Raw genomic sequence first — 26,813 nt, forward strand, 5'->3', positions numbered from 1 at the left:
CAGCGAGGGAACGCAGGACCGCCGAGCCGGCCGGGAACCGCGGGATCCCTCGACGGGTCGGGGTTCCCTCGGCAGGAGGGCTCCGCACGCGCCTAAGCTGGAAGTCCCGAGTGGGAGCGCCGCACGGCGCGGAGGGAGCACGCATGGTCGAGGTCCGCAGGGTCAAACTGCCCGGTGTCGGGGTTCTGCACACCTTCCTGACGGCCGACGGCGGCAAGGTCGGGGTCATCGCCCACCGCTCCGGCCACAGCGACCTGATCACGTTCGCCGAGGGCGACCAGGACGGCGCCAAGGTGTCCCTCCGCCTGAGCGACGACGAGGCGCACACGCTCGCCGAGCTGCTCGGCGGCACGCAGATCACGGAGTCGCTGACCGCGCTCGATCAGATCCCGGGCCTCTCGATCGACTGGTTCACCGTCGACTACGACGACCACATCGCCGGACAGCAGCTCGGCAAGCCCGCCGACCGAGGGATCGTCGGGCTGACCGTCGTCGCCGTGGTCCGGGGCGACGCCGCCAATCCGGCGCCGGCCCCCGACTTCCGCGTCTTCCCCGGCGACACCCTCGTGGTCGCCGGCAGCCCCGAGAAGGTCGCCAAGGCGTTCGCGTTCTTCCGCACCGGCAGCTTCGCCAAGACGGTCGACGCCCCGCCCGGAGCCTGAGGATGCACCACGGCGAAGACCTCATCGTCCTCGGCGTCCTGTTCGTCGTCGCCTACGTCCTCGGCCGGCTGGGGCGGACGATCGGGCTCCCGGCCATCCCGATCTACATGGTCGTCGGGCTCCTCGCGAGCCCGAACTTCCACCTCTTCCCACTCGACTTCGAGTCGAGCTACATCGAGCTGACCGCGGTCTTCGGGCTGATCCTGCTGCTGTTCAATCTCGGCCTGGAGTTCGACCAGGACGAGTTCTTCGGGAACGCCGGCCGCCTGATCCTCTCCGGCGGCTCCTACATCGCGGTCAACATGGCCGTCGGCCTCGGCTTCGGCTTCGCGCTGGGCTGGGGGAGCCGCGAGGCGCTGATCATCGCCGGCATCACGGCGACGAGCTCGAGCGCGATCGTCACCAAGCTGCTGATCGAGCTCAAGCGCCTGGCGAACCCCGAGACGCCGATGATCCTGGGCGTCACGGTCGTCGAGGACATCTTCATCGCGGTCTACCTGGCGATCGTGTCCGTGGTGCTCTCGGGCGAGACGGAGCCGTGGCCGGTGGTGCTCAAGCTCGTCATCGCGTTCGCGTTCCTCGTGGTGATGTTCGCGATCGCCCGCTGGGGCGGGAAGGTCGTCTCCCGCTTCTTCCGCACCCGCGACGACGAGCTGTTCACGATCCTGTTCTTCGGTCTCGCCATCCTGTTCGGCGGCATCGGCGAGGTCCTCGGAGTGACGGACGCGATCGGCGCGTTCCTGATCGGACTGGTCATCGGAGCGACGCGGTTCCGGTCGAGGGTCGAGCACATCGCGATCCCGCTGCGCGACGTGTTCGGAGCCTTCTTCTTCGTCAACTTCGGTCTCGGGCTGGATCCCGGCGCGTTCCCGAGCGTCGTGGTCCCGGTGCTGATCGCTGCGGTGATGACCATCGTCCTCAACCTCGGCGCGGGGCAGTTCGTCGCGTGGCTCAACAAGCTCGGACCGCGCGCGGGCCTGAACGCGGCGTTCATCCTGCACAACCGCGGCGAGTTCGCGCTCATCCTGGCGACGCTCTCGCTCTCGGCGGGGCTCGACGAGCGGATCCAGCCCTTCGCCGGCCTCTACGTGCTGATCATGGCGATCGTCGGGCCGATCCTCGCCTCGCGCTCCGAGAGCATCGGCGCGTTCCTCTCGCGGCGGCGGCACCGCCCGGCGCCCGCAGCGGCCACGGCCATGGACGAGGAGGACTTCGCGCTCGTGGAGGCGGCGATGGCCGCGCCCGCCGTCTCCGCGGAGGACGCCCCCGCTCCTCCGAGGCGCCCCGCGGAGCCGGACGAGCTCGACGACGAGTTCCCCGATCCGATGCGCCAGGCGCTCATCGACCAGGCGATGCAGCAGTCCGACGGCGCCGACGACGCCCGGCCCCGCCGCCCGAGGGAGCCCGACTACTGATCCCACGGAGCTCCCACACTCACGGGTTAGGCTCGATCCGGCCCGCGGGACACCGCACGGATCGAGGGCGGACGAGGGACGAATGACGCAGAGCACGGTCGGGCAGGTGGCCCGGCGCCCGCGCTGGATCGCCGCGCTGGCGCTCGCACTCCTGATCGCCGGGCTCTTCGCCGCGCTCGGGCAGTGGCAGGTCGGCCGCGCGGTCGAAGCCGCCGCGCCCGACTCCGGAGTGTCGGAGACGACGCTCCCGCTCGCCGAGGTCGCGGCCCCCTCCCGCTCGATCACGGCGACCGCCGACGGACAGCGCGTGGAGGGCTCGTCCGTCTTCGTGCCGGGCGGTGCCGAGATCCTCGGCGGCCGCCTGAACGGCGAGCAGCCGGGCTGGTGGGTCATCGCCCGCACCCGCACCGCCGACGCCGACCTGGTGCTCGCCTACGGCTGGACGCAGGACGAGGCGCAGGCGCAGTCCGTCGCGGACGCACTCAACAGCGGGAGCGAGCAGGCGCCCTCCTCCTTCACCGGCCGCCTCGTGGCCAACGAGGCCGCGGAGGCGCCGGCGGAGGGCCTGGACCCCGCCACCCTCACCGCGCTCTCCGTCCCCGCGCTGATCAACCGCTGGCCGGACCCGCCGCAGGACGTCTACCAGGGCTACGTCGTCGTCGACGAGCCGGTCGCCGGCCTCGGGGCCATCGACTCCCCGGCGCGCGTGAGCGACGTCTCGCTGAACTGGCTCAACGTCTTCTACGCGATCGAGTGGGTCGTCTTCGCCGGCTTCGCCCTCTACCTCTGGTTCCGCCTCGTCAAGGACGCGTGGGAGCGCGAGGCAGAGGAGGCGCTCGACGCCGAGGAGCGCGCCCGCGCCGACCTGGGCGACCGGGCCGAGGCCCCCGCCCCCGCACCGTAAACTGGTCGTCATGCCCCTCGAGCCCAAGCCCGCGCAGTTCCCTGCGATCCGGAGCGCGCTGCGCTTCTACCGGGTGACCTCGATCATCACCGGCGTGATGCTGCTCCTGCTCTGCGCGGAGATGCTCCTCAAGTACGTCTTCCACCTCGAGCTGTTCGCCTTCGGCCAGCAGGGCGTCCTGCACTTCGCCCCGATGTACGAGGTGCCCGGAGGCGAGTTCACGTCGAGCGGCACCGGCGCGAACCTGTCCACCGGCATCCTGATCGCGCACGGCTGGTTCTACGTCGTCTACCTCTTCGCCGACTTCCGCCTGTGGAGCCTCATGCGCTGGCCGTTCTCGCGCTTCGTGCTCATCGCGCTCGGCGGCGTGGTGCCCACCCTCTCCTTCTTCGTCGAGACCCGCATCGCCCGCGAGGTCGAGCAGTACCTCGAGCGCCGGACCGCCGGCACCGACCCGAAGACCCCGACCGACTCCGTGGAGGCCCCCCATTAGCGAGCAGCCCACCGCTCCCCAGCCGCACCTGGCCGCGCAGCCCGTCCTCGTCGTCGACTTCGGCGCGCAGTACGCGCAGCTGATCGCCCGCCGGGTCCGCGAGGCGAACGTCTACTCCGAGATCGTGCCCTCCAACGCCACGGCCGCCGAGATCGCCGCGAAGTCGCCCGTCGGCATCATCCTCTCGGGCGGCCCCTCCAGCGTGTACGAGGAGGGCGCCCCGCAGCTCGACCCCGCGATCTTCGACCTCGGGGTCCCGGTCCTGGGCATCTGCTACGGCTTCCAGGTGATGGCGAAGACGCTCGGCGGCGAGGTCGCCAACACGGGGCTGCGCGAGTACGGAGCGACGGACGCCGCCCTCTCGACCGACGGTGGCGTGCTCCTCGGCGAGCAGCCCGCCGACCAGACGGTGTGGATGAGCCACGGCGACTCGGTCGCACAGGCACCCGAGGGCTTCGAGGTCCTCGCCTCCACGAGCTCCACCCCGGTCGCCGCCTTCGGCAACGACGAGCGCCGCCTCTACGGCGTGCAGTGGCACCCGGAGGTCAAGCACTCCGCCTACGGCCAGGCCGTCATCGAGAACTTCCTCCACCGCGCCGCGGGCATCCCGGCCGACTGGAACTCCTCCAACGTGATCGACGACCAGGTCGCCGTGATCCGCGAGCAGGTCGGCACCGGACGCGTCATCTGCGGCCTGTCCGGCGGAGTCGACTCCGCCGTCGCCGCTGCGATCGTGCACCGCGCCATCGGCGACCAGCTCACCTGCGTCTTCGTCGACCACGGACTCCTCCGCAAGGACGAGCGCCGCCAGGTCGAGGAGGACTACGTCGCCGCGACCGGCGTCCGCCTGGTCACCGTCGACGCGCGCGAGCAGTTCCTCGACGCGCTCGCCGGCGTCAGCGACCCGGAGCAGAAGCGCAAGATCATCGGCCGCGAGTTCATCCGCACCTTCGAGGCCGCCGCCGAAGCGCTCGTGCTCGAAGCGCAGGGCGAGGGCGAGACGATCGACTTCCTCGTCCAGGGCACGCTCTACCCCGACGTCGTCGAATCCGGCGGCGGCACCGGCACCGCCAACATCAAGTCCCACCACAACGTCGGCGGACTCCCCGAGGACCTGCAGTTCGCGCTCGTCGAGCCGCTCCGCACCCTCTTCAAGGACGAGGTCCGCGCGATCGGCCGCGAGCTCGGCCTCCCCGAGGTCATCGTCGGCCGCCAGCCCTTCCCCGGACCCGGCCTCGGCATCCGCATCGTCGGCGAGGTCACGCAGGAGCGGCTCGACCTCCTCCAGGACGCCGACGCCATCGTCCGCGCCGAGCTCACCGCCGCCGGCCTCGACACCGAGATCTGGCAGTGCCCCGTCGTCCTCCTCGCCGACGTCCGCTCCGTCGGAGTCCAGGGCGACGGCCGCACCTACGGCCACCCCATCGTCCTGCGCCCCGTCTCCTCGGAAGACGCGATGACCGCCGACTGGACCCGCCTGCCCTACGACCTCCTCGCCAGAATCTCCAACCGCATCACCAACGAGGTGAGCGGCGTGAACCGGGTGGTGCTGGATGTGACGTCCAAGCCCCCCGGCACCATCGAGTGGGAGTGATTCCGCGGGTCTCCGCACGGTCATCTGCGGCGTTGTCGGCGGTTGCGATACCTCCGGTATCGCGCCCTTCTCCGCCTTGCAGCTGACCGCGCGGAGACCCGCGGAACGTCAGGAACGGCTCCCTTCAAAGGGGGCCGTTTCTTGTTGAGGGGAGCGGGTGGGGGAACGAGCCCCTGCGGGGCCGTTCCCGGGTGCAGGTAGAGGGAACGAGCCCCTGCGGGGCCGTTCCGGGTGCAGGTGGAGAGGAACGAGCCCCGAGGGGGCCGTTCCCGGAGTGCAGGTCGGGGAACGAGCTCCGGTGGCTGTTCAGGGAACGGGTGGCCGCGGTGAGGCCGGGGGATCGGTCAGGGGCGACCGGTTCCTCGCGAGGCGTATCGAGTGGCGGTCAGGGGTTCGAGGCCCTGCGGGGATGTCCCGGGGTTCCGGCCGAGAAGCGAGCTCCTGCCGAGTGGTCGGGGAACTCGGGTCTGCGCGGCGGTCCGGGGGCCGGGGCGCAGGCGGAGGGCGGCAGGCGCGCGAGCGCGGGTCAGGCGGGGGTGTCGAGCACGCCGATGAAGCGGGTGCCGATGCCGTCGTACTCGTCTCGGCGGTGGCCCTCGGGGTGGTGCGGCCAGGAGGCGGGGGAATGGTCCTCGCAGACGAGGAACGTGAACTCGGGCCACCACTTCTTCGGGCGGGCGGCCTCGGAGCGGCCGCAGACGGCGCAGTCGAGGGTCACCCACACGGGACGCCTGCCGGTGCGGTTCGCGCGCGACTGGACGAGCCAGGCGGGCGGATCCTGCTCGAGGGCGGCGAGCTCCTCCTCCGACAGACGGGTGGGGATGCCGTGCCGCGTCGCCATCTCGAGGGGGATGTCGAGGCGCTGAGCGGCCTCGCGACGCGTGATCATCCGGCCACCCTAACCCAGCGCCGCACGCGGACCCCGAGGCCGCAGCGACGCGCGCGCGAGGAGCCACTCCAGCGGGCCCTGCCCCACGAGCCGCCTCCAGAGGAGAGCGGCGACGATCGAGCCGACCACGAAGACGCCGAGCAGCGCCCAGCTGCGCCACGCCTCGAAGTCGAACGGCTCGTACGGGACCAGATACACCGCCAGCGCCACGAGCTGCAGCGAGTAGATCGTCAGCGGCATCGCACCGACGGCCGCGATCGGAGTCGCCGCCCGCGCCAGGAGCGGCAGCCGCTGCAGAAGAGCCGTCAGCGCGCCGAGGACGACGCAGGCGACCCCGCCCGCCCCGAGCAGCTCGGCAGTGGTGCTGGCGTGCGCCTCCACCGCCTCCGGACCCCCGAGCAGCAGCCCGCCGCCGTAGCCGAGCACGGCCGAGGCGGCGCCGCCGACGACGACCCAGCGCTGGGTGGTCGCGGACCGGATGTCGCAGCGCGCGATCAGGAGGCCGAGGACCACGTACGCCAGCCACGACGGCACCGGGTAGTACTGGGTGAGCCAGATGAGGGGCTGCGCGGCCAGGAGCGCCTCGTCGGGCGACAGGGTCGAGAGCCAGGAGCCGCCGGCGCTCGTCAGCGCGTCGACCGCGAGGGGCCCGGCGATCGCCGCGACCGCGACCAGCAGGGCGAGGACCGCCCGCGGCAGGAAGAGCAGCAGCGCCGCGACGAGGAACATCACCCCGTAGTGCGGCAGGATCACCGCGATCGGCGTCCCGAGCAGGGTGAGGGCGACGCCGATGACGAGCAGGTACAGCCCGCGGAGCAGGATCGATCCAGTGTCCTGCCAGGGCCGCGAGGAGCGCTGTGCGCCGCCCGTCATCAGCCCGATCGACACTCCCGCCAGCACGGCGAAGAGGACGGAGCTGCGGCCGTTCCAGAGCATCTCGCTCTCGACGGGGGCGAGGTGGGCGGCGAACATGCCGAGGACGGCCAGGCCGCGTGCGACGTCGAGGCCGACGATCCGGGAGTCTGCGGCGCTCATCCCTCCATCGTGCCAGGCGCTCCCGGCAGTGCACCGGGAACGACGCTGGGGCCGGGAACGACGACGGGCGCCCGACCCGGAGGTCGAGCGCCCGTCGGACGTGGTGCGCCGTGCTACTCGCGGAAGATCGCGACGAGGCGCAGGATCTCCAGGTACATCCAGACGACGGTGACCAGGATGCCGTAGGCGCCGGTCCAGCCGTAGATGCGGGGGAGGCGGTTGCGCACGCCCTGCTGGATGAACTCGAAGTCCATCACGAGCGAGTACGTGGCGAGCGCGACGGCGATGAGGCCGATCACGATGCCGATGAAGCCGGTGCGGAGACCGAAGCCGCCGCCGACGCCGAAGAGGCCGAGGCCCAGGTTCACCAGCGAGAACACCGCGTAGCTGATCATGCCGATGAAGAAGATCTTGTTGAGCTTCGGCGAGGTGCGGATCTTGCCGTTCATGAACAGCGCCAGGGTGACGCCGATCACGATGACGGTCGCCATGAGGGCCTGGACGACCGCTCCGGCGTACGCGCTCTCGAAGAACTTCGAGATCGCACCGACCGCGATGCCCTGGGTCGCGGCGTAGCCGAGGATCAGGGCCGGCGACGGCTGCTTCTTGAAGGCGTTGACGATGCCCAGCACCAGCGCGACGAGCACGGCGGGGAGCATCAGGCCCGGGACGAACCAGCCGACGGCCGCACCCGCGAGGAGCACGACGAAGGCGAGGGCGGTCTTGGCGAGGGTGTCCTCGACGGTCATCCGGTCGGTCTCGACGGAGCCGGCGGCCGGACGGGAGTACATCTGGTCGAGCGTGCCGGGAGAGACGTCCGGGAGGTCCTGCACGCGGCCGGCGTAGCCGCGGTTGCTGAACTCCGGGCGTCCGAAGGCCGGATTGTTGCTTGCCATGGTTCCTCTTCTCTCAGGTGCGCTGGTCTCCGAGGGAACTCGCGGATCTGAGTCGCTGTGGGTGCGGGGTGCGCCGCGGATCCGAGAGGACTGCGACGATGGACACCACCATATCTGAGAGCACCTCTCAGAGTCTGGCTGTTCTCTTCGAGCGGACCTCGACTCCGCTGCGAGCCACGCAGTGCCGCCCGTAGGATCGCGGCATGCCCGCGCGTCAGTCACCGCTCGTCATCGGCCACCGCGGAGCGAGCGGCTACCGACCGGAGCACACCCGCTCCGCCTACGAGCTGGCGATCGCGCTGGGCGCCGATGCGCTCGAGCCCGATCTGGTGGCGACCCGCGACGGCGTGCTCGTCCTCCGCCACGAGAACGAGATCTCCGGCACGACGGACGTCGAGAAGCGCCCGGAGTTCGCTGCACGCCGCACCACCAAGCGGATCGACGGCCGCGAGATCACCGGCTGGTTCACCGAGGACTTCACCTGGGACGAGCTGTCGGAGCTGCGGGCCCGCGAGCGGCTGCCGGCGGTGCGCAGCTCCAGCGCCACGTTCGACGGCCAGTTCCCGCTGCTGCGCTTCAGCGAGCTGCTGGCGCTGCTGGACCGGGCGGCGGAGGACGATCCGCTCGCTCCGCCGGGGCTCGTCGCCGAGATCAAGCACGCGACGTACTTCGCCGGGATCGGGCTGCCGCTGGACGTGCTGCTGCGCGAGGAGCTCGCCGCCGCGGGCTGGGGTCCGCGCGACCCGCGGCTCACGATCGAGAGCTTCGAGAAGACCGTTCTGGAGCGGCTCGCGGTGCGCGGAGTCGGCACCCGCCGGATCTACCTGCTCGAGTCGCGGGGCGCCCCGCCCGACCTCGTGGCCGCCCACGGCGCCGCCGCGGCCCCCTACTCCGCCTTCACCACGCCGGCGGGACTGCGGAACCTCGCCGGAGTCGTCGACGGGATCAGCGTCGACAAGAGCATGCTCTTCTCGCGGGACGCGGCCGGCCGGGCGACGGGGACCGGTCCGCTCGTCGAGGACGCCCACGCGGCCGGGCTCGAGGTCTACTGCTGGACGCTGCGCGCCGAGAACCGGTTCCTCGAGAAGGTGCACCGCCGCGGGAAGGACCCGGCGGAGTACGGCGGCTGGCAGGAGGAGTTCGCGATGATCCTCCGCTCGGGAGTGGACGGCGTCTTCGCCGACCAGCCCGATCTGGCGATCGAGGCGCGGGCGGCCGAGCAGGAGCGTCTGCTCCGCGGCTGAATCCGGATCGTGATCGGGCGCTCCTCCGGCGCGTGCCGAGCGGACGCGGAGGCTGCGCTGGCATCATCGGCTCACCACCGCCCGCCCGACCCTCGAGAGGAGGCCCCGTGTCCACCCGAGAGCGCATCACCCGCCGCTGGATCACCACCGCCGTCCTCGCCGTGATCGGCGTCGCCGTCGTCTACTGGCTCGCCGTGCTCACCCCTCAGGGCCAGGGCGTCGAGAACTCGGGGCTCCGGGGCGCCGACCTCGTCTTCGGCCGCGCCACCGGCGCCGCCGCGGGGGCGCTCGCGGACGTCACCCCGCTCTCCATGGTCGTCGGCGCCCTGCTCGTCGCGGCGATCGCGCTGATCCGGAGGCGCCCGGCGCTCGCCGTCGCCTCCGTCGGCTCGATCGTCGTCACGGCCGGGCTCACCCAGCTGCTCAAGAACGTGGTCCTCGAGCGGCCCGAGCTGGTCGACACCGACTCCTGGTACACCGGCGGCAGCTTCCCGAGCGGGCACACCGCGGCGGCCGTCTCGGTGGTCTTCGCCCTGGCGATGGTCGTGCCCGGGCGGGCGCGGACCGTCGTGCTCGCGCTGGGCGGCGCGGTCGTGGTGCTGGTCGGCAACCTGACGATGGCCGCCTCCTGGCATCGGGCGAGCGACGTCCTCGGGGCCGACCTCGTCGCGCTCGCCTCGGCCTCCGCCGCCTGCGCGTGGCTGACCACCAGGGCCCAGGTGGGCCGAGCGCCGAAGAGGCCCGCGCGGCGCGGGGTGAACCGGCTGCTCCTGGTGTGCTCGGTGATCGTGGTGGTGCTGCTCGCGGCGCTCGCCGTCCAGGGCATCCAGTACTACCCCGACGACACGAAGGACCTCACCGCCTTCGCGCTCCTGCAGCTCCTGGCGGTGTCGACGTCGGCGCTCGCCGTGCTCGGCTTCTCCCTCGCGTGGCGCGGACTGGACGTCGGCGGGGCGCTCACGTCGCCCGCGCCGCGTCAGCGGACCGCCTGACCGCTCCCGGTGTCGGAGGGGCGATCTACACTCGGAGGGACATGAGCTTCCTCTTCGATCCGAGCGACTCCCGCGCCACCCCGGTCATCGTCGGTCCCCCCGGCGGCCCCGGGGACGCGCCCCGCACCGACCCGGCGCACGAGCAGCTCGTCGCGGGGCTGAACCCCCAGCAGCGCGAGGCGGTCGAGTACCGCGGAGACGCGCTGCTCATCGTCGCGGGTGCGGGCTCGGGCAAGACCAGCGTCCTCACCCGGCGCATCGCGAGCCTCCTCGGCAACGGCGAGGCCTGGCCGAGCCAGATCCTCGCGATCACGTTCACCAACAAGGCCGCGGCCGAGATGCGCGAGCGCGTCGAGAAGCTGGTGGGGCAGAGCGCCGAGGGGATGTGGATCTCGACCTTCCACTCCGCGTGCGTGCGGATCCTGCGCCGCGAGGCCGAGAACTTCGGCATGACCAAGTCGTTCACGATCTACGACTCGGGCGATCAGCGCGCCCTGCTCAAGCGCATCGTGAAGGACCTCGAGGCCGACTCGCTCGGGATCACCGTCGCGAGCGCCTCCGCGAAGATCTCCAAGCTCAAGAACGAGCTCGCCGACGTCGACTCCTACGCCCGCACCGCGAACCTCAGCGACCCGAACGAGGAGATGTTCCTCCAGGTCTTCCGGGCCTACTCGCGGGCGCTCGAGGGGGCGAACGCGTTCGACTTCGACGACCTGATCGCGCAGACCGTCTACCTCTTCCGCGCTTTCCCGCACGTCGCCGCGAAGTACCAGCGGCGCTTCCGCCACGTGCTGGTCGACGAGTACCAGGACACGAACCACGCCCAGTACTCGCTGATCCACGAGCTGACCCGGCCCGTGCCGCCGGCGACGATGGCGGCGGCGCAGTTCGACCGCCCCTACCGCGGACCGGTCACGGCCGACGGCTCCATCCCGGGGGCCTCGCTCACCGTCGTCGGCGATTCGGACCAGTCCATCTACGCGTTCCGCGGCGCCGACATCCGCAACATCGTCGAGTTCGAGCGCGACTTCCCGGGCTGCCGCGTGATCCTGCTCGAGCAGAACTACCGCTCGACGCAGAACATCCTCTCGGCGGCCAACGCCGTCATCTCGAACAACTTCGACCGTCGCGCGAAGAACCTCTGGTCCTCCAGCGGCGACGGGGAGAAGATCGTCGGCTACACCGGTTACTCGGGTCACGACGAGGCGCAGTTCGTGGTCGACGAGATCGCTCGCCTGCACGCGGCGGGCACGGGCTACGACGAGATCGCGGTCTTCTACCGCACCAACGCGCAGACCCGCGCGCTGGAGGAGATCTTCATCCGCTCCGCGCTGCCCTACCGGATCCTGGGCGGCACGAAGTTCTACGAGCGCGCCGAGATCAAGGACGCCCTGGCGTACCTGATCACGGTGGCGAATCCGGCCGACGTGCTGGCGCTGCGGCGCATCATGAACACTCCGAAGCGGGGCATCGGCCCCGCGACGGAGGCGCAGCTGCAGTCGTTCGCCGACACCAACGCGGTGACCCTGCGGGAGGCGATGCGCAACGCCGGCTCGCTCGGGATGGGCCCGAAGGTGACGAAGGCGATCGTCGACCTCGCGACCCTCCTCGACGAGTGCGCGCTGATGCTCGACCCCGCACGGGAGGGCGGCGAGGCGAAGGTGCACGAGGTGCTGACGGCGCTCCTCACCCGCAGCGGCTACCTCGACATGCTCCGCGCCAGCCGCGACCCGCAGGACGAGGCCCGCGCCGAGAACGTCGACGAGCTCATCGCCGTCACCAAGGAGTTCGCGCGCAACAACCCGGACGGCGGGCTCGTGGACTTCCTCACCGAGGTCTCGCTGGTCGCCGCGGCCGACGACCTCGACGACGACTCCGGCACCGTCTCGCTGATGACGCTGCACACGGCGAAGGGCCTCGAGTACGACGCCGTGTTCCTCACCGGCATCGAGGAGGACCTGCTCCCGCACCGCATCTCGGCGAACGAGCCCGGCGGCCCGGCCGAGGAGCGGCGGCTGTTCTACGTGGGGATCACCCGGGCCCGCAAGCGCCTCTACCTCTCGCTCGCGATGACCCGCGCGCAGTACGGCGAGACGTCGGTCGCGATGCCGAGCCGGTTCCTGCAGGAGATCCCGGGAGAGCTGATCCAGTGGCGCCAGTCGCCCGGCGCGGCGACCTCGCGCGGCGGTACGCAGCCCCGGGCCCTGAACGCTCAGCGGCCCGGCTTCGGCAAGTCGCGATCGAACACCGAGTTTCGGGAGGCGCTCGCCGCGGCGCCGAAGGCCAAGGGCGAGTTCCCGAACCGGATCACCGGCATGGTGCGCGACAACGGCGACCTCGAGCTGATCGCGGGCGACCGGATCCGGCACACCGACTTCGGTGAGGGGCGCGTGAACGCGGTGACGGGCGAGGGCTCGAAGCGCGTCGCGCACGTGCTCTTCGACCAGGTGGGCGCGAAGAAGCTGCTGATCAAGGTCGCGCCGATCGAGAAGATCTAGTCCGGTGGCGGCCGGATCGGCGGCCGCGCGGCTCGCGACGGAGGTGTTCTCCCCGGCGGTCCTCGCGGTGCTCGTGCCGGTCGTGGTCGGCGCGCGCGTCGCGGATCCGCCCCTGCTCGGCGTCGCCTGGGGAGCGCTCGCGGCGCTCTTCGTCGGCGTGGTGCCCTACCTCGTCATCCGCCTGCTGATGCGCACCGGCCGGATCCACGGCGACCATCACGTCCCCGACCGGCGCGAGCGGGCGCTGCCGATCGCGCTGGCGCTGGTGTCGATCGCGGCCGGCCTGGTACTGCTCGCCGTGCTCGGCGCTCCTGCCGCGGTGACCACGTTCGGCGTGGTGACGGTGGCCGTGGTGCTCGCCGTCGGCGTGGTCAACCTGGTCTGGAAGCTGTCCGGGCACGCGGCGGTGGTCGCCACCTGCACCGTCGTCGTGCTGATCGCCTACGGACCGCTCTCCCTGCTGATCAGCGTGCCCATCGTCCTCTGGGTGCTCTGGTCGAGGGTGCGCCTCGGTGCGCACACCCCCGCTCAGGTCCTCGCGGGCGCCGCGGTCGGCACCGTCCTCGCCGGGACCGTCTGGTCCCTGCTCGGCTGACGTCCGTCCCTTCCCGTGTGCCCTCTGGTCGCCTTCCGCGAGATTCCACTCGAGTGGGAGGCACGCCGTGGCGGGCTCACCCGAGTGGCATCTCGCGGAAGGGGTCAGCCGGCGTAGCGCGCGACGAGCTCCCGCTTGAGGATCTTGCCGCTGGGCCCGAGCGGAAGGGCGTCGACGAACTCGACGCGGCGGGGGAACTTGAAGGCGGCGAGATGCTCGTTCGCGTAGGCGATCAGCTCCTCCGCGGTGGCGGTCGCCGACGGGGCGAGGATCACCGCGGCCATCACCTCCTGGCCGTGGCGCTCGTCCGGGATCCCGAAGACCGCCGCGTTCTGCACGGCCGGGTGCCCGATCAGCACCTCCTCGACCTCGCGCGGGTACACGTTGTAGCCGTTGCGGATGATCATGTCCTTCGTGCGGTCGAGGATGCGGATGTAGTCCTCCTCGTCCTTCGTGCCCAGGTCGCCGGTGCGGAACCAGCCGTCGATCACCGCCTCCGCGGTCGCCGCCGGGTTGCCGAGGTACCCCTTCATCAGGTTGTGCCCGCGCACCACGATCTCGCCGAGCTCGCCCCGGGGGAGCAGCTCGACGCGGTCGGTCACGTCGGGGCGGGCGACCTCGACCTCGACGCCCCAGATCGGCGTGCCGACCGTGCCCGGCCGCGGCGGGACTCCGACGTGGTTGAAGGTGGCGACCGGGGAGGTCTCGGTGAGCCCGTAGCCCTCGTAGATCTCGACGCCGAACACCTCGCGGAAGCGCTCGATCACGGCGACGGGCAGGGCGGCGCCTCCCGAGACCGCGTAGCGCAGCGGCGGCCGGTCCTCGCGCCGGGTCGCGGCGTCGAGCAGGGCGACGTACATCGTGGGCACGCCCTCGAAGACCGTGCAGCCGTGGGCGATCATCGCCTCGAGCGCGGCGTCGCCGTCGAACTTCGGCACCAGGACGACCGTCGCGGCGGTGCGGAAGGCCGTGTTCATCGCGCAGACCTGCCCGAAGGTGTGGAAGAGCGGCAGCGCCCCGAGCACCACGTCGCCGCGGTGCAGGTCGAACGTGTTCATCAGCAGCACGTCCGACTGCGAGACGATCGCGAAGTGCGTCCCCTCCGCCCCCTTCGGGCGGCCGGTGGTGCCGCTGGTGTAGAGGATCGTCGCCGTGTCGGAGGGGGAGCGGGGCACGTAGCCGTCGATCGGGGTCGCCTCCGCGGCGAGGTCCTCCAGGCGCGGTAGGGGCGAGGCGGTGCCGTCGGGCACCATCACGCTCAGCACGGGAACGTCGGCGAGGTCCGCTCCGGCGGCCCCCTCGGCGAGCAGCGGAGCGGCGCACACGAGCGCGACGGCTCCGGAGTCGCGCAGGACGTAGGCGATCTCGTCGTGCTTGAGCAGGGCGTGCACGGGGACCACCACGGCGCCGAGCGCGAGGACGGCGAAGTAGCCGCGGGGGAAGTCGGGGACGTTCGGGACGAGCAGGGCCACGCGGTCGCCCGGTCCGATCCCCTGGGCGCGCAGGGCTCCGGCGTAGGCACGGGTCTGCCGCCAGAGGGCCGCGTAGTCGACGGCCTGCTCGCCGACGCGGATGGCGATCGTGTCAGGGGTGCGCCGCGCCGCCTCCGCCAGGATGGCCGCGACGGAGAGGGTGCCGAAGCCGGCGGCGGGCGGGGGAGCGGCGGGGGCCTCGGCCGTGCGGGGTTCGGTGATGCTCATCAAGGCTCCAGTCGTCGTTGACCGCCGCGGCGGATGCCGGGTGCTTCACCGTAGATCCGCCGGGCGGCCGCGTCGAGCGATCCGCACCGGATGTTCAGCACGGACGGGCGGGGAGTGCGCATCCCGGCGCCGAGCGGAAGGGGGTGCGGGAGGCGCGGGCGGCTGCCTACAGTCGGACTGCTGCGGCCCGGTTCCGCGGGTCGGACGACGGGAGGCGCGATGCGCGGCGAGGCGACGCTCTACACGGATGCGGTGGTGACGGCTCCGTTCGCCCTCGCGGTGATCGCAGAGGCGACCGGCTCGCGAGTGGTCGGCGCGCGGACCGCGGACGCGCACGTCCCGCTCTACAGCGGTCCGACGAGCGCGCGGGTCGAGATCGCGGGGTTCGGCGACAGCGTGCCGGTCACCGTCGACGTGCGCGACGAGCGCGGGATCGACGAGGCGCGCGCGGCCGCGCAGGCGCTCGGGCTGGAGCTCGCCGCCTACGCGGGCTGGGAGGTCGTGGCCGGCTTCTGAGCGTCGCGTCGGACCCGGGCGAGGTAGTAGCGGCTGGGCGCCGTCCTCACGATCGCGGGAAGCAGGCGGTAAACGGCGAAGGTGCGCGAGAGCGCCCGCTCGAACCGCGCCTCCTGCCGTGCGGTCCAGTGGAAGCCGAAGGGCTCGCGGAGCGCCGCCGGGAGCAGACCGGCGGTGATCAGGCGGAGGTAGGGGCCGAGCGGGCGCAGGTACCAGGCGGCGATGCTCGGGCCCAGCAGGTCGCGGGCGACCCGGCGGGCCGCGGGCGTGACCTCGAGGCGCTCCAGCTCCCGCTCCCAGTAGGCGTCGAACGCGGTGCGGGAGTCGGGCCAGAGGTCCGCGGGCATCTGCAGGGCCGCGCCGACGACGACGGAGCGGCGCACGATGTCGTCCGCCTCCTCCTCGCTCAGCGCACCGAAGGCGCCCTCGTAGAGCTGCAGCATCGACTGGGTGAGCGTCGCCGCGACCCAGCGCTGCAGGTCCGGGTCGAAGGCCGTGTAGCCGGGGCCGCGCACGGGCACGTGTGCCCTGTTCACGCGGCGGCGGACGGCGCGCACGTCCTCGGGAGTGCCGTAGTGCAGGACGTAGAGGTAGGAGAGCGTCCCGTGCAGGCGGTTCACGGCCCGGTGCACGAAGTCGGAGTGGTCGGCGACGCCCTGCCCGACCGCCGGGTGCGCGATCTGGAGGAGGATCGCGCGCGCGCCCGCCAGCAGGAACACGCCCTCGCGGAAGACGTCCGGGGTGCGGGAGGCCGACGACATGGCTCCACGCTACGCGGGAGCGGCGGGCGGAGGAGGGGCCGGTGCCCCGGCGGGCGTCGGGCGGGCGCGGAGCGACCGCACGGGAAGCCCCCGGCGGGTGCGGAGTAGACTCGGCGCGGCCCAGGGACAGTGCCGAGACTCCGGCGTCGTCCGGGCCACCTCGAACTCGAAACGCAAGCGCGCTCGGCGCGGAATGGGAATGCAGCGTGGATCTCTTCGAATACCAGGCCCGTGATCTGTTCGAGAAGTACGGCGTCCCCGTGCTCCCGGGCATCGTCGCCGACACGCCGGAGGAGGTGCGCGCCGCGGCGGAGAAGCTGGGCGGCGTCACCGTCGTCAAGGCGCAGGTCAAGATCGGCGGCCGCGGCAAGGCGGGCGGCGTGAAGGTCGCGAAGACCCCCGAGGACGCGTTCGCCGCGGCGCAGTCGATCCTCGGCCTCGACATCAAGGGCCACGTCGTCAAGCGCGTCATGGTCGCCGGCGGTGCGCGCATCGACCGCGAGTTCTACTTCTCGGTGCTGCTGGACCGGGCCAACCGCTCCTACCTCTCGCTCACCTCCTACGAGGGCGGCATGGAGATCGAGCAGCTCGCCGTCGAGCGCCCCGACGCCCTCGCGCGCGTCGAGGTCGTCCCCGGCCAGGGCATCGACCAGGCCAAGGCCGAGGAGATCGCCCGCGCGGCGAAGTTCCCGGAGGAGCTGATCGCCAAGGTCGCGCCCGTCCTGGTGAAGCTCTACGACGTCTACACCGGCGAGGACGCCACGCTCGTCGAGGTGAACCCGCTCGTGCTCACCGAGGAGGGCGACATCGTCGCGCTCGACGGCAAGGTCTCGCTCGACGAGAACGCCGGCTTCCGCCACGCGGACCACGCCGCGCTCGAGGACAAGGACGCCGCCGACCCGCTCGAGGCGAAGGCCAAGGAGAACGACCTCAACTACGTGAAGCTCGACGGCGAGGTCGGCATCATCGGCAACGGCGCGGGCCTGGTCATGTCGACCCTCGACGTCGTCGCCTACGCCGGAGAGAGGCACAACGGCGTGAAGCCGGCCAACTTCCTCGACATCGGCGGCGGAGCCTCCGCCCAGGTGATGGCGAACGGCCTCGACGTGATCCTCGGCGACGAGCAGGTCAAGAGCGTCTTCGTCAACGTCTTCGGCGGTATCACCGCGTGCGACGCGGTCGCCAACGGCATCCTCCAGGCGCTCGAGATCCTCGGCGACTCGGCCACGAAGCCGCTCGTCGTCCGCCTCGACGGCAACAAGGTCGAGGAGGGCCGCGCGATCCTCCAGGCCGCCGCCAACCCGCTCATCACGCTCGCCGCGACCATGGACGAGGGCGCCGACAAGGCCGCCGAACTCGCCGCCGCGTAACGGACCCGACGACTCAAGGAATCAGAGAACAAGCATGTCGATCTTCCTCACCAAGGACTCCAAGGTCATCGTCCAGGGCATCACCGGCGGCGAGGGCACCAAGCACACCGCGCTGATGCTCAAGGCCGGCACGAACGTGGTCGGCGGCGTCAACGCCCGCAAGGCCGGCACGACCGTCACCCACGGCGACGTCGAGCTCCCCGTCTTCGGCACCGTGAAGGAGGCGATGGAGGCCACCGGCGCCGACGTCTCCATCGCGTTCGTGCCGCCCGCCTTCTCGAAGGACGCCGTCATCGAGGCGATCGACGCCGAGATCGGCCTCCTCGTCGTCATCACCGAGGGCATCCCGGTGCAGGACTCCGCGGAGTTCTGGGCGTACGCGCAGGAGAAGGGGAACAAGACCCGGATCATCGGCCCGAACTGCCCCGGCATCATCACGCCGGGCGAGTCGCTCGTGGGCATCACCCCCGCGACGATCACCGGCAAGGGCCCGATCGGCCTCGTCTCGAAGTCGGGCACCCTGACCTACCAGATGATGTACGAGCTGCGCGACCTGGGCTTCTCGACCGCGATCGGCATCGGCGGCGACCCGATCATCGGCACGACGCACATCGACGCGCTCGCCGCGTTCGAGGCCGACCCCGAGACGAAGGCGATCGTGATGATCGGCGAGATCGGCGGCGACGCCGAGGAGCGCGCCGCGGACTTCATCAAGGCGAACGTCACGAAGCCCGTCGTCGGCTACGTCGCGGGCTTCACCGCCCCCGAGGGCAAGACGATGGGCCACGCCGGCGCCATCGTCTCCGGCTCGGCCGGGACCGCGCAGGCCAAGAAGGAGGCCCTCGAGGCCGCGGGCGTGAAGGTCGGCAAGACGCCCTCCGAGACGGCCGCCCTGCTCCGCGAGGTCTACGCGGCGCTCTAGCGCCCGTCCTCCCCGCACCACCGTCGGAACGGACGGTGCCCCTGCTCCGGCGGGCGGCGCCGTCCGTTCCGTCGTCGGGGCGGGTCCGGCCGGAGTAGCGTCGCAGCGTGACCCGCCGCCTCGGACTCGACCTGCTGACCTTCGTGCCGTACCCGGAGGGCCCCGAGCAGCCCGGCGACGCCGCGCGGAGCCTCGAGGACGGGCTGGCCCTGCTCGAGCTCGCCGAGGAGCTCGGCTACGGCACCGGCTGGGTCCGCGTGCGGCACTTCGAGCGCTACCTCGCGTCTCCGATGACCTTCTTCGCGGCCGCCTCCCACCGGACCCGCCGCCTCCGCCTCGGGACCGCGGTCATCGGCGCCCGCTACGAGTCGCCCGTGCGCCTCGCCGAGGACGCCGCGACCGTGGACCTGCTCTCGGGCGGACGCCTCGACCTCGGCGTCAGCAGCGGCTTCGCGCATCTCGCCTCCGTCTTCGACGGGGTGTTCGGGCAGGCCGAGCGCGACTTCCGCGAGGAGGCGCAGGAGCGCATCGCGCGACTCCGCGAGGCGCTCTCGGGCGCCGTGCTCGGCGTCGCGGAATCGGCCCTGATGTCGGTCCCGGTCGGCGCTCCGCTCGTCCAGCAGCCGCACGCGCCCGGCCTCGCCGACCGGCTCTGGTACGGGGCGGGAACGGTGTCCTCCGCGGTCCGAGCGGGCGAGCAGGGCATGCACCTGCAGGTGTCCACGCTCAACACGGAGGAGACGGGCCTGCCGTTCGCCGAGCAGCAGGCGGTGCAGATCCGCGCCTACCGCGAGGCCTTCGCCGCAGCGCACCCGGGGCGCACGTCGAGGGTGACGGCGGGCCGCATCGTGCTGCCGCTGCTCGACGCCGCCGACGAGGAGGCGCACCGCCCCTTCATCGAGGGCTACCTCGCGCGGATGGACGACGAGGGCCGCCCCCGCACGGCCGACCGGTCGATCATCGCCGCCCCGATGCGCTTCAGCCCCCTCCACGTCGGGAGCCCGGAGCGGATCGTCGCGTCGCTCGCCGCGGATCCGGCGCTCGCGGAGGCGGACGCGCTCACGGTGACGCTCCCGGCGGTCGGCGGGGTGGAGTCGCACCGGCGCATCCTGCGCGCCGTCGCCGAGCGCATCGCCCCGCAGCTGGGCTGGACGCCCGGCGCCTGAGGATCAGCGCCGCGCGAGCAGTGCCCGGACGGGCCGCTGCAGCAGGAGCAGGAGCAGCCACCAGAGCCCGACCGACGGGACCAGCAGCGCCAGCGCCAGTGCGACGAGGAGCAGCGCGAAGGGCAGCAGGGCGGGCGCGAGCGGCAGGGGCCCTGCGCCGGGCCGCCTGAGCTCCGGGTGCCGGGAGAGGCGCAGCTCGATCAGGACCAGCGCCCCGCTCATCGCGGCCATCGTGCCGATGTAGAGCCCGATCGTCGCCCGGGAGTCCGGGAACAGCGCCAGCGCGCTCGTCGAGAACGGGAAGAACGCCAGCGCGGCCAGCCAGAGCAGGTCCAGCCACACCAGGGCGCCGTCGTAGTCCCCGGCGATCTCGAAGACGCGGTGGTGGGGGATCCAGAAGACGGCGATGACCGCGAAGGAGAGCGCGAAGGCGAGGACCGAGTCCAGGTGCTCCGCGAGCAGCGCCGGGACTCCGCCGCCCTCCCGGGCGACCTCTGGAGCCAGCTGCACCAGCGGCAGGACGAGGACGGTGATGGCGATGGCGGCGGTCGCGTCCGAGAAGTTGACGAGCCGGTCGAGCCCACGCTCCGTCCGGCGGTGGGCCGCGCGTCCCCCGGGGCGCCCGCGGTGCACCAGGCGCTCGATCGGACCCGAGAGCAGGAGCAGCAGGAGCGCGAACATGTTGACGGCCGGCACCGCGACGGCGAGCACGAGGGCCGCGAGGAGGACGCTGATCACGATCAGCGACCTCGAGAGGGAGCGCCGCGGCTCCGCCCCCGGGGCCAGGAGATCCGGATCGCGGCGCACGATGAGCTGCATCGCGAGGGTCGCCGCGCTCGCCGCGATCATCGTGCCGATGTAGAGCGCGATGACGCTGCCGTCGGTGTCGAGCACGTTCGAGATCAGGTTCGCCGCGAAGGGGAGCAGGACGACCGCGGCCAGCCAGACGATGTTCGCGACGACGAGCGCGGGCGAGTACCGGGCCACGCCCTCGAAGACGGAGTGGTGGACCGTCCAGAGCCGCCCGATCACGGCGAACGTGATGAAGAAGGCGGAGAGGGTGCCGTAGTGCCCGGTGAGGAGGGACCCCAGATCGGCCGCGCGGCCCTCCTCGACCACGTCGACCAGGGGGAGGACGAGGAACGTGATGGCGATGGCGACGACGGCGTCGGAGAAGTTCACGAGGCGGTCCAGGCCGCGCTCCGTCCGTGCGTCCGAGGTCCCCGTCATGGCTCCGACACTAGAGGGCCGGGCGGCGCGCCCCTGACCCGCCTCCGAGCGCGCCGCCGCTAGGCTCGTCAGGCCCATGAACCGGATCACCGTCGCCCTCCTCGCCGCCTTCGACGCCGCGCTGTCGGCGCTGATCGGGATCGCGATCCCGCTCGTCCCGCTGACCGTCCTCTGGGCCGTGCAGTACGACACGACGGTCGACTTCGGCGTGTTCTGGCGGGTCGCCGCCGACGCCTGGCTGCTCGGCCACGGGGCCGACCTGCAGGCGGCGCTGGCCCCCGACTCCGCCCTCGCCGTCGCGCTGCCCGGAGGCGCGGACGCCTTCCCGGTGACGATCGCTCCGCTGGCCTTCGCACTCCTCACCGTGCTGCTCGGCGCGCGCACCGGCCGCCGCGCCCAGGAGTCGCCGTTCCGGGCCATCGGCGTCCTCGTCGCGATCGCGACCTACCTGGCGATCGCGCTCCTGGTCTCGCTCGGATCCGCGGACCCGGCCGCCACCGTCGATCCCCTGCAGGGGACGCTGCTGCCGCCGCTCGTCTTCGCGCTGGGGGTGCTCGTCGGAGCAGCGCTCCACTCCGCCCGCAGCGACGAGGCCGACCCCCTCGGCGAGCTGGCCGCCTCCGCGCTCGACCGCGTCCCCGCGCCGGGGCCCGGGCTCGTCCTCGCGTCGCTGCGCGGGGGAGCGCTCGCCGCGGCCGGCGTGGTCGGAGTCGCGGCGGTGCTCGTCGCCGTGCTGCTGGTCGTGCACTACACCTCGGTCGTCGCGCTCTACGAGAGCCTCGGCGCCGAGGCTCTCGGCGGCCTGGCCCTCACTCTCGGACAGCTCGCGTTCCTCCCGAACCTGGTGATCTGGGCGGCGAGCTGGCTGATCGGCCCGGGCTTCGCCCTCGGCACCGGCTCCTCCGTGAGCGCGGCCGGAACGCTGCTCGGACCGATCCCGTCGATCCCGGTCCTCGCCGCACTGCCCGCAGGGGACTCGGCCTTCGGATTCCTCGGACTGCTCGTGCCGCTGCTCGCCGGGTTCGCCGCGGGATGGCGGCTGCCGCGCGGCGTGATCGAGGCGCTCGACGGACGCTCGCTGCTGCGCTGGGGCGCCGCCGCGGCCGGCGGGATCGGCGTGGTCGGCGGCCTGCTGCTCGGGCTCCTCGCCTGGTTCTCGGCGGGCGCCGCCGGGCCCGGGCGGCTCGCCCAGGTGGGCCCGGACCCGCTCGTCGTCGGGGCGGTCGCCGCCCTCGAGCTCGCGCTGGCCGCGGGCCTGGGCCTCGCCGCGGGCCGCAGCCGACGCGGCTGACGCCGGCGGAGGCGTCCCCCTAGACTTGCGCAGTGCTGAAGTTGGTCGTGCTCCTCTCCGGCGGCGGATCGAACCTCCGCGCCCTGCTGGACGCCACCGGCGACGAGGGCTTCCCCGCCCGCATCGTCGCGGTCGGCAGCGACACCGACGCCGAGGGCTTCCGCCACGCCGAGGAGCGCGGAGTCCCCGCCTTCACGGTCGCGCCGCGCGACTTCTCCTCCCGCGACGAGTGGGGCGCCGCCCTGCTCGGGCGCATCCGGGAGTGGGAGCCCGACCTCGTCGTCTGCGCGGGCTTCATGCGCATCCTGCCGCCCGTGGTGGTGGACGCGCTCAGCCCGCGGATGATCAACACGCATCCCGCCCTGCTGCCCCTCTTCCCCGGCGCCCACGCCGTCCGCGACGCCCTCGCCGCCGGCGCGACCGAGACCGGCGTCACCGTGCACGTGATCGACACCGGCGTCGACACGGGCCCCGTCATCGCCCAGGAGAGCCTCGCCGTGCTCCCCGGCGAGAGCGAGGACGCGCTGCATGAGCGCATCAAGACCATCGAGCGTCGCCTGCTGGTGCAGACGGTGCTCGACATCGCCCACGGAACCGTCGACCTCGAGGAGCTCGCCCGCGCATGAGCATCACCGCCCACGACCCCAGCAGCTACGACGACCGCGACCGGGTCCCCGTCCGCCGGGCGCTGATCTCGGTCAGCGACAAGACCGGCCTGCTCGAGCTCGGAGCGGCGCTCGCCGCGGCCGGCGTCGAGCTCGTCTCCACCGGCTCGACCGCAGCGACCCTCCGCGGCGCCGGCCACGACGTCACCGACGTCTCGGCCGTCACCGGGTTCCCGGAGTCGCTCGACGGCCGCGTGAAGACGCTGCACCCGGCCGTGCACGCGGGCATCCTCGCCGACCTGAGGCTCGCCTCGCACCGCGAGCAGCTGGAGCAGCTCGACATCGCCGCGTTCGAGCTGGTCGTGGTGAACCTGTACCCGTTCCGCGAGACCGTCGCCGGCGGCGCCGACGCGGCGACCGTGGTCGAGAACATCGACATCGGAGGCCCGGCCCTCGTCCGCGCCTCCGCCAAGAACCACGCCAACGTCGCGATCGTCGTCGATCCGGCCGACTACTCCGGGATCGCGACCGCCCTCGCCGACGGCGGCACGACGCTCGCCGCGCGCCGCACCCTGGCGGCCCGCGCCTTCGCGCACACCGCCTCCTACGACTCCGCCGTCGCCGCCTGGTTCGCCGGGCAGGAGGCGGCCGAGGGCGTCGAGGGCTCGGTCGAGATCCGCGGGACCCTGCAGCAGGTCCTCCGCTACGGCGAGAACTCGCACCAGAAGGCGGCCCTCTACGTCTCGCCCGACGGCACCGGCATCGCGCAGGCGACGCAGCTGCACGGCAAGGAGATGTCCTACAACAACTACGTCGACGCCGATGCGGCCGTCCGCGCGGCCTACGACTTCGTGCTCCCCGCCGTCGCGATCATCAAGCACGCGAACCCCTGCGGCATAGCGATCGCGAGCTCGAAGGCGATCGACCCCATCGCCTCCGCCCACCGCCGCGCCCACGAGTGCGACCCGGTGTCGGCCTTCGGCGGCGTCATCGCCGCGAACCGGCCCGTCACCCTCGCCATGGCCGAGACGGTGAAGGAGATCTTCACCGAGGTGCTCGTCGCCCCCGGCTTCGAGCCCGAGGCGCTCGAGGTGCTGAAGACCAAGAAGAACCTGCGCCTGCTGCAGCTCCCCGACTTCTACGCCCCCGTCGAGCGCGAGTTCAAGCAGATCTCCGGCGGCCTGCTGCTGCAGGAGCCGGACCGCTTCATCGGCGGCCCCGGCGAGGTCAGCTCCGGCTGGCAGCTCGTCGCCGGCGAGCCCGCCGACGCCGACACGATGCTCGACCTCGAGTTCGCGTGGAAGGCCTGCCGCGCCGTCAAGTCGAACGCGATCCTCCTCGCCAAGGGCGGCGCCTCCGTCGGCGTCGGCATGGGCCAGGTCAACCGCGTCGACTCCTGCCACCTCGCCGTCACCCGCGCCGGCGACCGCGCCACCGGCTCCGTCGCCGCCTCCGACGCGTTCTTCCCCTTCGCCGACGGCCTCGAGGTGCTCCTCGCCGCCGGCGTGAAGGCCGTCGTCCAGCCCGGCGGCTCCGTCCGCGACGCCGAGGTCATCGACGCGGCCGCCCGCGCCGGCGTCACGATGTACACGACGGGGGAGCGGCACTTCTTCCACTGAGTGACGGGCGCGGAGCGCCCGCCACTCAGGTGCTTGTCTTCCCCGCCGCTCCTAGCGCGGCGGGGCGCGGTCGGCTCGGCGACGGGGTGCGTTCCGTAGAGCGGGGTGCGTCGCCGGTCGCGGGAATCGCTTGGCACGCGATTCCCGCTGAACCGGCTCTGCCTTGCGGTGCTCGTCTTCCCCGCCGCTCCCTGCGCGGCGGGGCGCGGTCGGCTTCGCGAGACTGAGCGTTCCGTGGAGCGGGTCGCGTCGCCGGTCGCGGGAATCGCTTGGCACGCGATTCCCGCTGAACCGGCTCTGCCTCGGCGTGTTCGTCTTCCCCGCCGCTCCTTGCGCGGCGGGGCGCGGTCGGCTTGGCGACGGGGTGCGTTCCGTAGAGCGGGGTGCGTCGCCGGTCGCCGGAATCGCTTGGCACGCGATTCCCGCTGAACCGGCTCTGCCTTGCGGTGCTCGTCTCCCCGGCCGCATCATGCGCGGCGGGGCGCGGTCGGCTTCGCGACGGGGTGCGTTCCGTAGAGCGGGGTGCGTCGCCGGTCGCGGGAATCGCTTGGCACGCGATTCCCGCTGAACCGGCTCTGCCTTGCGGTGCTCGTCTTCCCGGCCGCATCCTGCGGGGCGCGGTCGGCTTCGCGACACGGAGCGTTCCGCGGAGCGGGTCGCGTCGCCGACCGCGTGAATCGCTTGGCACGCGATTCCCGCTGAGTCGGCTCTGCCTTGCGGTGGGCGGTTTCCCGGCCGCTCCTCGCGCGGCGGGGCGTGGTCGGCGTCACGACGTGAGGCTTTCCATGGAGTTGGGGCGTCGCCGGTCACGGGAATCGCTGGGCACGGGACGCCGCTGAAACTGCTCTGCCGTGCGGTGGGCGGCTCTTAGGGGGCTGCTAGGGGATCGACAGGCGAGGCGCGGGCGGGGGCGCGTAGGGTCGCCGGGTGCCTTCCGACTCGACGCCCGCGTCCACTCCCGACACCCCGACCGCAGCGACCACCACCGCCCCGAACCGGGACCGCGCGCCCGGGACGGGCCGCCGGATCCTCGTCGCGCTGCTCGCCGCCGCGGCGACCGCGCTCGTGGCGCACCTCGCCAACCTGCTGGCCTTCTTCATCGGCAACCAGCTGCAGCCCGGCTCCATCCCGCAGGTCAACGCCTACTTCCTGCTCTCGAGCGTGCTCGGCTTCGTGGTCGTCCTCGTCCTCGCCGTCGCGGGGACGCTCGGACGCACCTGGAGCGCCGCCCTCGCGGGACTCGTCGCGGGTGTGGTCGGAGCCGTGTTCGGCACGCTCGTCCAGGCCAGCGCCACCGGCGAGGCCGTCACGGGCGCCGTCTGGGCCTCCATCTTCCAGACCTTCGCCGGACTCAACCTCGTCTTCCTGCTCGCGTTCACCGTCTCGGCGGCGAGCGTCGGCCGCGCGCTCTGGAACCGCCTCCGCACCACGGGCGCGCCGGCCGCCGTCGTCACCGACCGCCGCATCGCGATCGTCCGGGCCCCGGCCGCCGACCTCTCGGCGGGCGAGCTCACCCACCTCGAGCGCGTCCCCGTCGACCAGCAGCGCGCCCAGCAGCAGTGGGAGGCGTACGTCGACCTGCTCGAGCGGGCCGGCTGGGAGACGGTCGAGGCCGCACCGGCGCCCGGACTCGCCGACTCCGTCTTCCTCGAGGACGCGGTCGTCGTCTTCGGCGACCACGCCGTGATCGCCCGGTCCGGAGCGGAGTCCCGCCGCGGAGAGACGGCGGGCGCCGAGGAGGCCGTCCGCGCCCTCGGCCTGACGGTCGACCGCATCGAGGAGCCGGGCACGCTCGACGGCGGCGACGTCCTCAAGGTGGGATCGACGGTCTACGTCGGCCGCGGAGGCCGGACCGACGCGGCGGGGGTCGCCCAGCTGCGCGCGATCCTCCGCCCCCGCGGGTACGACGTCGTCGCGGTCCCGCTGACCAAGGTGCTGCACCTCAAGAGCGCCGTGACCGCGCTGCCCGACGGCACGGTCATCGGCTGGGAGCCGGTCGTCGACGAGCCGCGCCTGTTCCCCTCCTTCCTGCCGATGCCCGAGGAGGCGGGCGCCCACGTGGTCGTCCTCGACGACGACACACTCCTGATGGCCGCCTCCGCTCCCCGGAGCGCCGAGCTGCTGCGGAGCCTGGGCTACCGCGTCCTGACCGTGGACATCTCGGAGTTCGAGAAGCTCGAGGGCTGCGTCACCTGCCTCTCGGTCCGCGTCCGCTGACGGCGGAGGCGGGGGGAACCGCCGGATCGCGGCGGCCGCTGGACGGAGCACATAGCCGGGGTATAGCCTTCAAGGCTGCCCGGAGCTCTTCGGCCCGGTGGCACCTCCCGCCTCCCCGCCCACCCGGCAGGGGAGGCGGGAGGTGCCACCGGGCCGAAGAGCTCCGGGCAGCCTTGAAGGCTATACCCCGGCTATGTGC

23 protein-coding genes are annotated in these 26,813 nt (G+C 72.5%); 17 read left to right on the forward strand and 6 right to left on the reverse strand.

Going from position 1 to position 26,813, the window contains the following annotated elements; all coding sequences use genetic code 11:
* Positions 1–143 precede the first annotated feature (143 nt).
* The 5 genes from C5D50_RS08255 to guaA all read left to right on the forward strand — a co-directional run bounded on the left by C5D50_RS08255 (position 144) and on the right by guaA (position 5,068).
* The gene (locus C5D50_RS08255) at positions 144–662 is read left to right on the forward strand and encodes a cation:proton antiporter regulatory subunit (protein WP_068256939.1); all 519 of its coding nucleotides are present in this window, start codon (positions 144–146) and stop codon (positions 660–662) included.
* Positions 663–664: 2 nt separating this feature from the next.
* Entirely contained in the window at positions 665–2,077 is a 1,413-nt protein-coding gene (locus C5D50_RS08260; RefSeq protein ID WP_104283244.1) for a cation:proton antiporter, read from the forward strand.
* Positions 2,078–2,159: 82 nt separating this feature from the next.
* On the forward strand, positions 2,160–2,981 hold the full coding sequence (locus C5D50_RS08265) for an SURF1 family cytochrome oxidase biogenesis protein (RefSeq protein ID WP_104283245.1): 822 nt from the start codon (positions 2,160–2,162) through the stop codon (positions 2,979–2,981).
* Positions 2,982–2,991: 10 nt separating this feature from the next.
* Positions 2,992–3,474: a DUF3817 domain-containing protein gene (locus C5D50_RS08270; protein ID WP_104283246.1), complete on the forward strand. Its 483-nt coding sequence runs from the start codon at positions 2,992–2,994 to the stop codon at positions 3,472–3,474.
* Positions 3,475–3,502: 28 nt separating this feature from the next.
* A complete protein-coding gene (gene guaA, locus C5D50_RS08275; RefSeq protein WP_104227304.1) occupies positions 3,503–5,068 on the forward strand; it encodes a glutamine-hydrolyzing GMP synthase in 1,566 nt (521 codons plus the stop codon).
* 526 nt (positions 5,069–5,594) lie between these two features.
* On the opposite strand, the gene C5D50_RS08280 is transcribed toward guaA, so the two are convergent.
* The 3 genes from C5D50_RS08280 to C5D50_RS08290 all read right to left on the reverse strand — a co-directional run bounded on the left by C5D50_RS08280 (position 5,595) and on the right by C5D50_RS08290 (position 7,888).
* Positions 5,595–5,957 carry a DUF5997 family protein gene (locus C5D50_RS08280; protein ID WP_104224739.1) on the reverse strand — a complete coding sequence of 121 codons (363 nt, stop codon included), beginning with the start codon at positions 5,955–5,957 and terminating at the stop codon, positions 5,595–5,597.
* 9 nt (positions 5,958–5,966) lie between these two features.
* A complete protein-coding gene (locus C5D50_RS08285) occupies positions 5,967–6,992 on the reverse strand; it encodes a DUF418 domain-containing protein (protein ID WP_104283247.1) in 1,026 nt (341 codons plus the stop codon).
* Positions 6,993–7,105: 113 nt separating this feature from the next.
* Positions 7,106–7,888 (reverse strand): Bax inhibitor-1/YccA family protein, encoded by a 783-nt coding sequence (locus tag C5D50_RS08290; RefSeq protein WP_104224741.1) that lies wholly within the window; start codon positions 7,886–7,888, stop codon positions 7,106–7,108.
* 203 nt (positions 7,889–8,091) lie between these two features.
* Here C5D50_RS08290 and C5D50_RS08295 point away from each other — a divergent pair, with 203 nt between their 5' ends.
* The 4 genes from C5D50_RS08295 to C5D50_RS08310 all read left to right on the forward strand — a co-directional run bounded on the left by C5D50_RS08295 (position 8,092) and on the right by C5D50_RS08310 (position 13,217).
* A complete protein-coding gene (locus C5D50_RS08295) occupies positions 8,092–9,132 on the forward strand; it encodes a glycerophosphodiester phosphodiesterase family protein (protein ID WP_104283248.1) in 1,041 nt (346 codons plus the stop codon).
* Positions 9,133–9,239: 107 nt separating this feature from the next.
* The gene (locus C5D50_RS08300; RefSeq protein ID WP_104224743.1) at positions 9,240–10,124 is read left to right on the forward strand and encodes a phosphatase PAP2 family protein; all 885 of its coding nucleotides are present in this window, start codon (positions 9,240–9,242) and stop codon (positions 10,122–10,124) included.
* A 41-nt stretch (positions 10,125–10,165) separates the two neighbouring features.
* A complete protein-coding gene (locus C5D50_RS08305; protein WP_104261607.1) occupies positions 10,166–12,622 on the forward strand; it encodes an ATP-dependent helicase in 2,457 nt (818 codons plus the stop codon).
* A gap of 4 nt (positions 12,623–12,626) precedes the next feature.
* Positions 12,627–13,217 carry a phosphatase PAP2 family protein gene (locus C5D50_RS08310; RefSeq protein WP_104283249.1) on the forward strand — a complete coding sequence of 197 codons (591 nt, stop codon included), beginning with the start codon at positions 12,627–12,629 and terminating at the stop codon, positions 13,215–13,217.
* Positions 13,218–13,321: 104 nt separating this feature from the next.
* Here C5D50_RS08310 and C5D50_RS08315 read toward each other — a convergent pair whose 3' ends face one another.
* Positions 13,322–14,917 (reverse strand): long-chain fatty acid--CoA ligase, encoded by a 1,596-nt coding sequence (locus C5D50_RS08315; RefSeq protein WP_104288986.1) that lies wholly within the window; start codon positions 14,915–14,917, stop codon positions 13,322–13,324.
* Between the two features lie 219 nt (positions 14,918–15,136).
* Between C5D50_RS08315 and C5D50_RS08320 the strand changes: the two genes are divergently transcribed.
* A complete protein-coding gene (locus C5D50_RS08320; RefSeq protein WP_104224926.1) occupies positions 15,137–15,433 on the forward strand; it encodes a hypothetical protein in 297 nt (98 codons plus the stop codon).
* Here C5D50_RS08320 and C5D50_RS08325 read toward each other — a convergent pair.
* A complete protein-coding gene (locus tag C5D50_RS08325) occupies positions 15,400–16,194 on the reverse strand; it encodes an oxygenase MpaB family protein (protein WP_104283251.1) in 795 nt (264 codons plus the stop codon). The genes C5D50_RS08320 and C5D50_RS08325 overlap by 34 nt on opposite strands.
* A gap of 206 nt (positions 16,195–16,400) precedes the next feature.
* Here C5D50_RS08325 and sucC point away from each other — a divergent pair, with 206 nt between their 5' ends.
* The 3 genes from sucC to C5D50_RS08340 all read left to right on the forward strand — a co-directional run bounded on the left by sucC (position 16,401) and on the right by C5D50_RS08340 (position 19,652).
* Positions 16,401–17,564 carry an ADP-forming succinate--CoA ligase subunit beta gene (sucC, locus tag C5D50_RS08330; RefSeq protein WP_104224928.1) on the forward strand — a complete coding sequence of 388 codons (1,164 nt, stop codon included), beginning with the start codon at positions 16,401–16,403 and terminating at the stop codon, positions 17,562–17,564.
* Positions 17,565–17,598: 34 nt separating this feature from the next.
* Complete coding sequence (gene sucD, locus C5D50_RS08335) at positions 17,599–18,486, forward strand: succinate--CoA ligase subunit alpha (protein ID WP_104224929.1); 888 nt, start codon at positions 17,599–17,601, stop codon at positions 18,484–18,486.
* Positions 18,487–18,593: 107 nt separating this feature from the next.
* On the forward strand, positions 18,594–19,652 hold the full coding sequence (locus tag C5D50_RS08340; protein ID WP_104283252.1) for an LLM class flavin-dependent oxidoreductase: 1,059 nt from the start codon (positions 18,594–18,596) through the stop codon (positions 19,650–19,652).
* 3 nt (positions 19,653–19,655) lie between these two features.
* Here C5D50_RS08340 and C5D50_RS08345 read toward each other — a convergent pair whose 3' ends face one another.
* Positions 19,656–20,882, reverse strand: a complete 1,227-nt coding sequence (locus tag C5D50_RS08345; protein ID WP_181137324.1) for a TMEM175 family protein — start codon at positions 20,880–20,882, stop codon at positions 19,656–19,658.
* 76 nt (positions 20,883–20,958) lie between these two features.
* Here C5D50_RS08345 and C5D50_RS08350 point away from each other — a divergent pair, with 76 nt between their 5' ends.
* From C5D50_RS08350 to ddaH, 4 genes are all read left to right on the forward strand, one after another.
* Positions 20,959–22,173: a DUF6350 family protein gene (locus C5D50_RS08350; RefSeq protein WP_104283254.1), complete on the forward strand. Its 1,215-nt coding sequence runs from the start codon at positions 20,959–20,961 to the stop codon at positions 22,171–22,173.
* Between the two features lie 32 nt (positions 22,174–22,205).
* Entirely contained in the window at positions 22,206–22,799 is a 594-nt protein-coding gene (gene purN / locus C5D50_RS08355; protein WP_104224933.1) for a phosphoribosylglycinamide formyltransferase, read from the forward strand.
* Entirely contained in the window at positions 22,796–24,397 is a 1,602-nt protein-coding gene (gene purH, locus C5D50_RS08360; protein WP_104283255.1) for a bifunctional phosphoribosylaminoimidazolecarboxamide formyltransferase/IMP cyclohydrolase, read from the forward strand. Before purN ends, purH begins: the two co-directional genes overlap by 4 nt.
* A 927-nt stretch (positions 24,398–25,324) precedes the next feature.
* A complete protein-coding gene (gene ddaH, locus C5D50_RS16955) occupies positions 25,325–26,614 on the forward strand; it encodes a dimethylargininase (RefSeq protein WP_104283256.1) in 1,290 nt (429 codons plus the stop codon).
* The last annotated feature ends 199 nt before the right edge of the window (positions 26,615–26,813 follow it).

The organism is Rathayibacter sp. RFBD1 (assembly GCF_002932915.1).
Lineage (GTDB): Bacteria > Actinomycetota > Actinomycetes > Actinomycetales > Microbacteriaceae > Rathayibacter.

Bases quoted from the DNA above. Each gene is read 5' to 3' on its own strand.
- C5D50_RS08345 (WP_181137324.1), bottom strand. From the start codon at position 20,882: ATGACGGGGACCTCGGACGCACGGACGGAGCGCGGCCTGGACCGCCTC.
- C5D50_RS08285 (WP_104283247.1), bottom strand. From the start codon at position 6,992: ATGAGCGCCGCAGACTCCCGGATCGTCGGCCTCGACGTCGCACGCGGC.
- C5D50_RS08295 (WP_104283248.1), top strand. From the start codon at position 8,092: ATGCCCGCGCGTCAGTCACCGCTCGTCATCGGCCACCGCGGAGCGAGC.
- C5D50_RS08305 (WP_104261607.1), top strand. From the start codon at position 10,166: ATGAGCTTCCTCTTCGATCCGAGCGACTCCCGCGCCACCCCGGTCATC.
- C5D50_RS08255 (WP_068256939.1), top strand. From the start codon at position 144: ATGGTCGAGGTCCGCAGGGTCAAACTGCCCGGTGTCGGGGTTCTGCAC.
- C5D50_RS08350 (WP_104283254.1), top strand. From the start codon at position 20,959: ATGAACCGGATCACCGTCGCCCTCCTCGCCGCCTTCGACGCCGCGCTG.
- C5D50_RS08260 (WP_104283244.1), top strand. From the start codon at position 665: ATGCACCACGGCGAAGACCTCATCGTCCTCGGCGTCCTGTTCGTCGTC.
- sucD (WP_104224929.1), top strand. From the start codon at position 17,599: ATGTCGATCTTCCTCACCAAGGACTCCAAGGTCATCGTCCAGGGCATC.
- C5D50_RS08265 (WP_104283245.1), top strand. From the start codon at position 2,160: ATGACGCAGAGCACGGTCGGGCAGGTGGCCCGGCGCCCGCGCTGGATC.
- C5D50_RS08290 (WP_104224741.1), bottom strand. From the start codon at position 7,888: ATGGCAAGCAACAATCCGGCCTTCGGACGCCCGGAGTTCAGCAACCGC.
- purH (WP_104283255.1), top strand. From the start codon at position 22,796: ATGAGCATCACCGCCCACGACCCCAGCAGCTACGACGACCGCGACCGG.
- C5D50_RS08320 (WP_104224926.1), top strand. From the start codon at position 15,137: ATGCGCGGCGAGGCGACGCTCTACACGGATGCGGTGGTGACGGCTCCG.
- C5D50_RS08315 (WP_104288986.1), bottom strand. From the start codon at position 14,917: ATGAGCATCACCGAACCCCGCACGGCCGAGGCCCCCGCCGCTCCCCCG.
- C5D50_RS08280 (WP_104224739.1), bottom strand. From the start codon at position 5,957: ATGATCACGCGTCGCGAGGCCGCTCAGCGCCTCGACATCCCCCTCGAG.
- C5D50_RS08270 (WP_104283246.1), top strand. From the start codon at position 2,992: ATGCCCCTCGAGCCCAAGCCCGCGCAGTTCCCTGCGATCCGGAGCGCG.
- C5D50_RS08325 (WP_104283251.1), bottom strand. From the start codon at position 16,194: ATGTCGTCGGCCTCCCGCACCCCGGACGTCTTCCGCGAGGGCGTGTTC.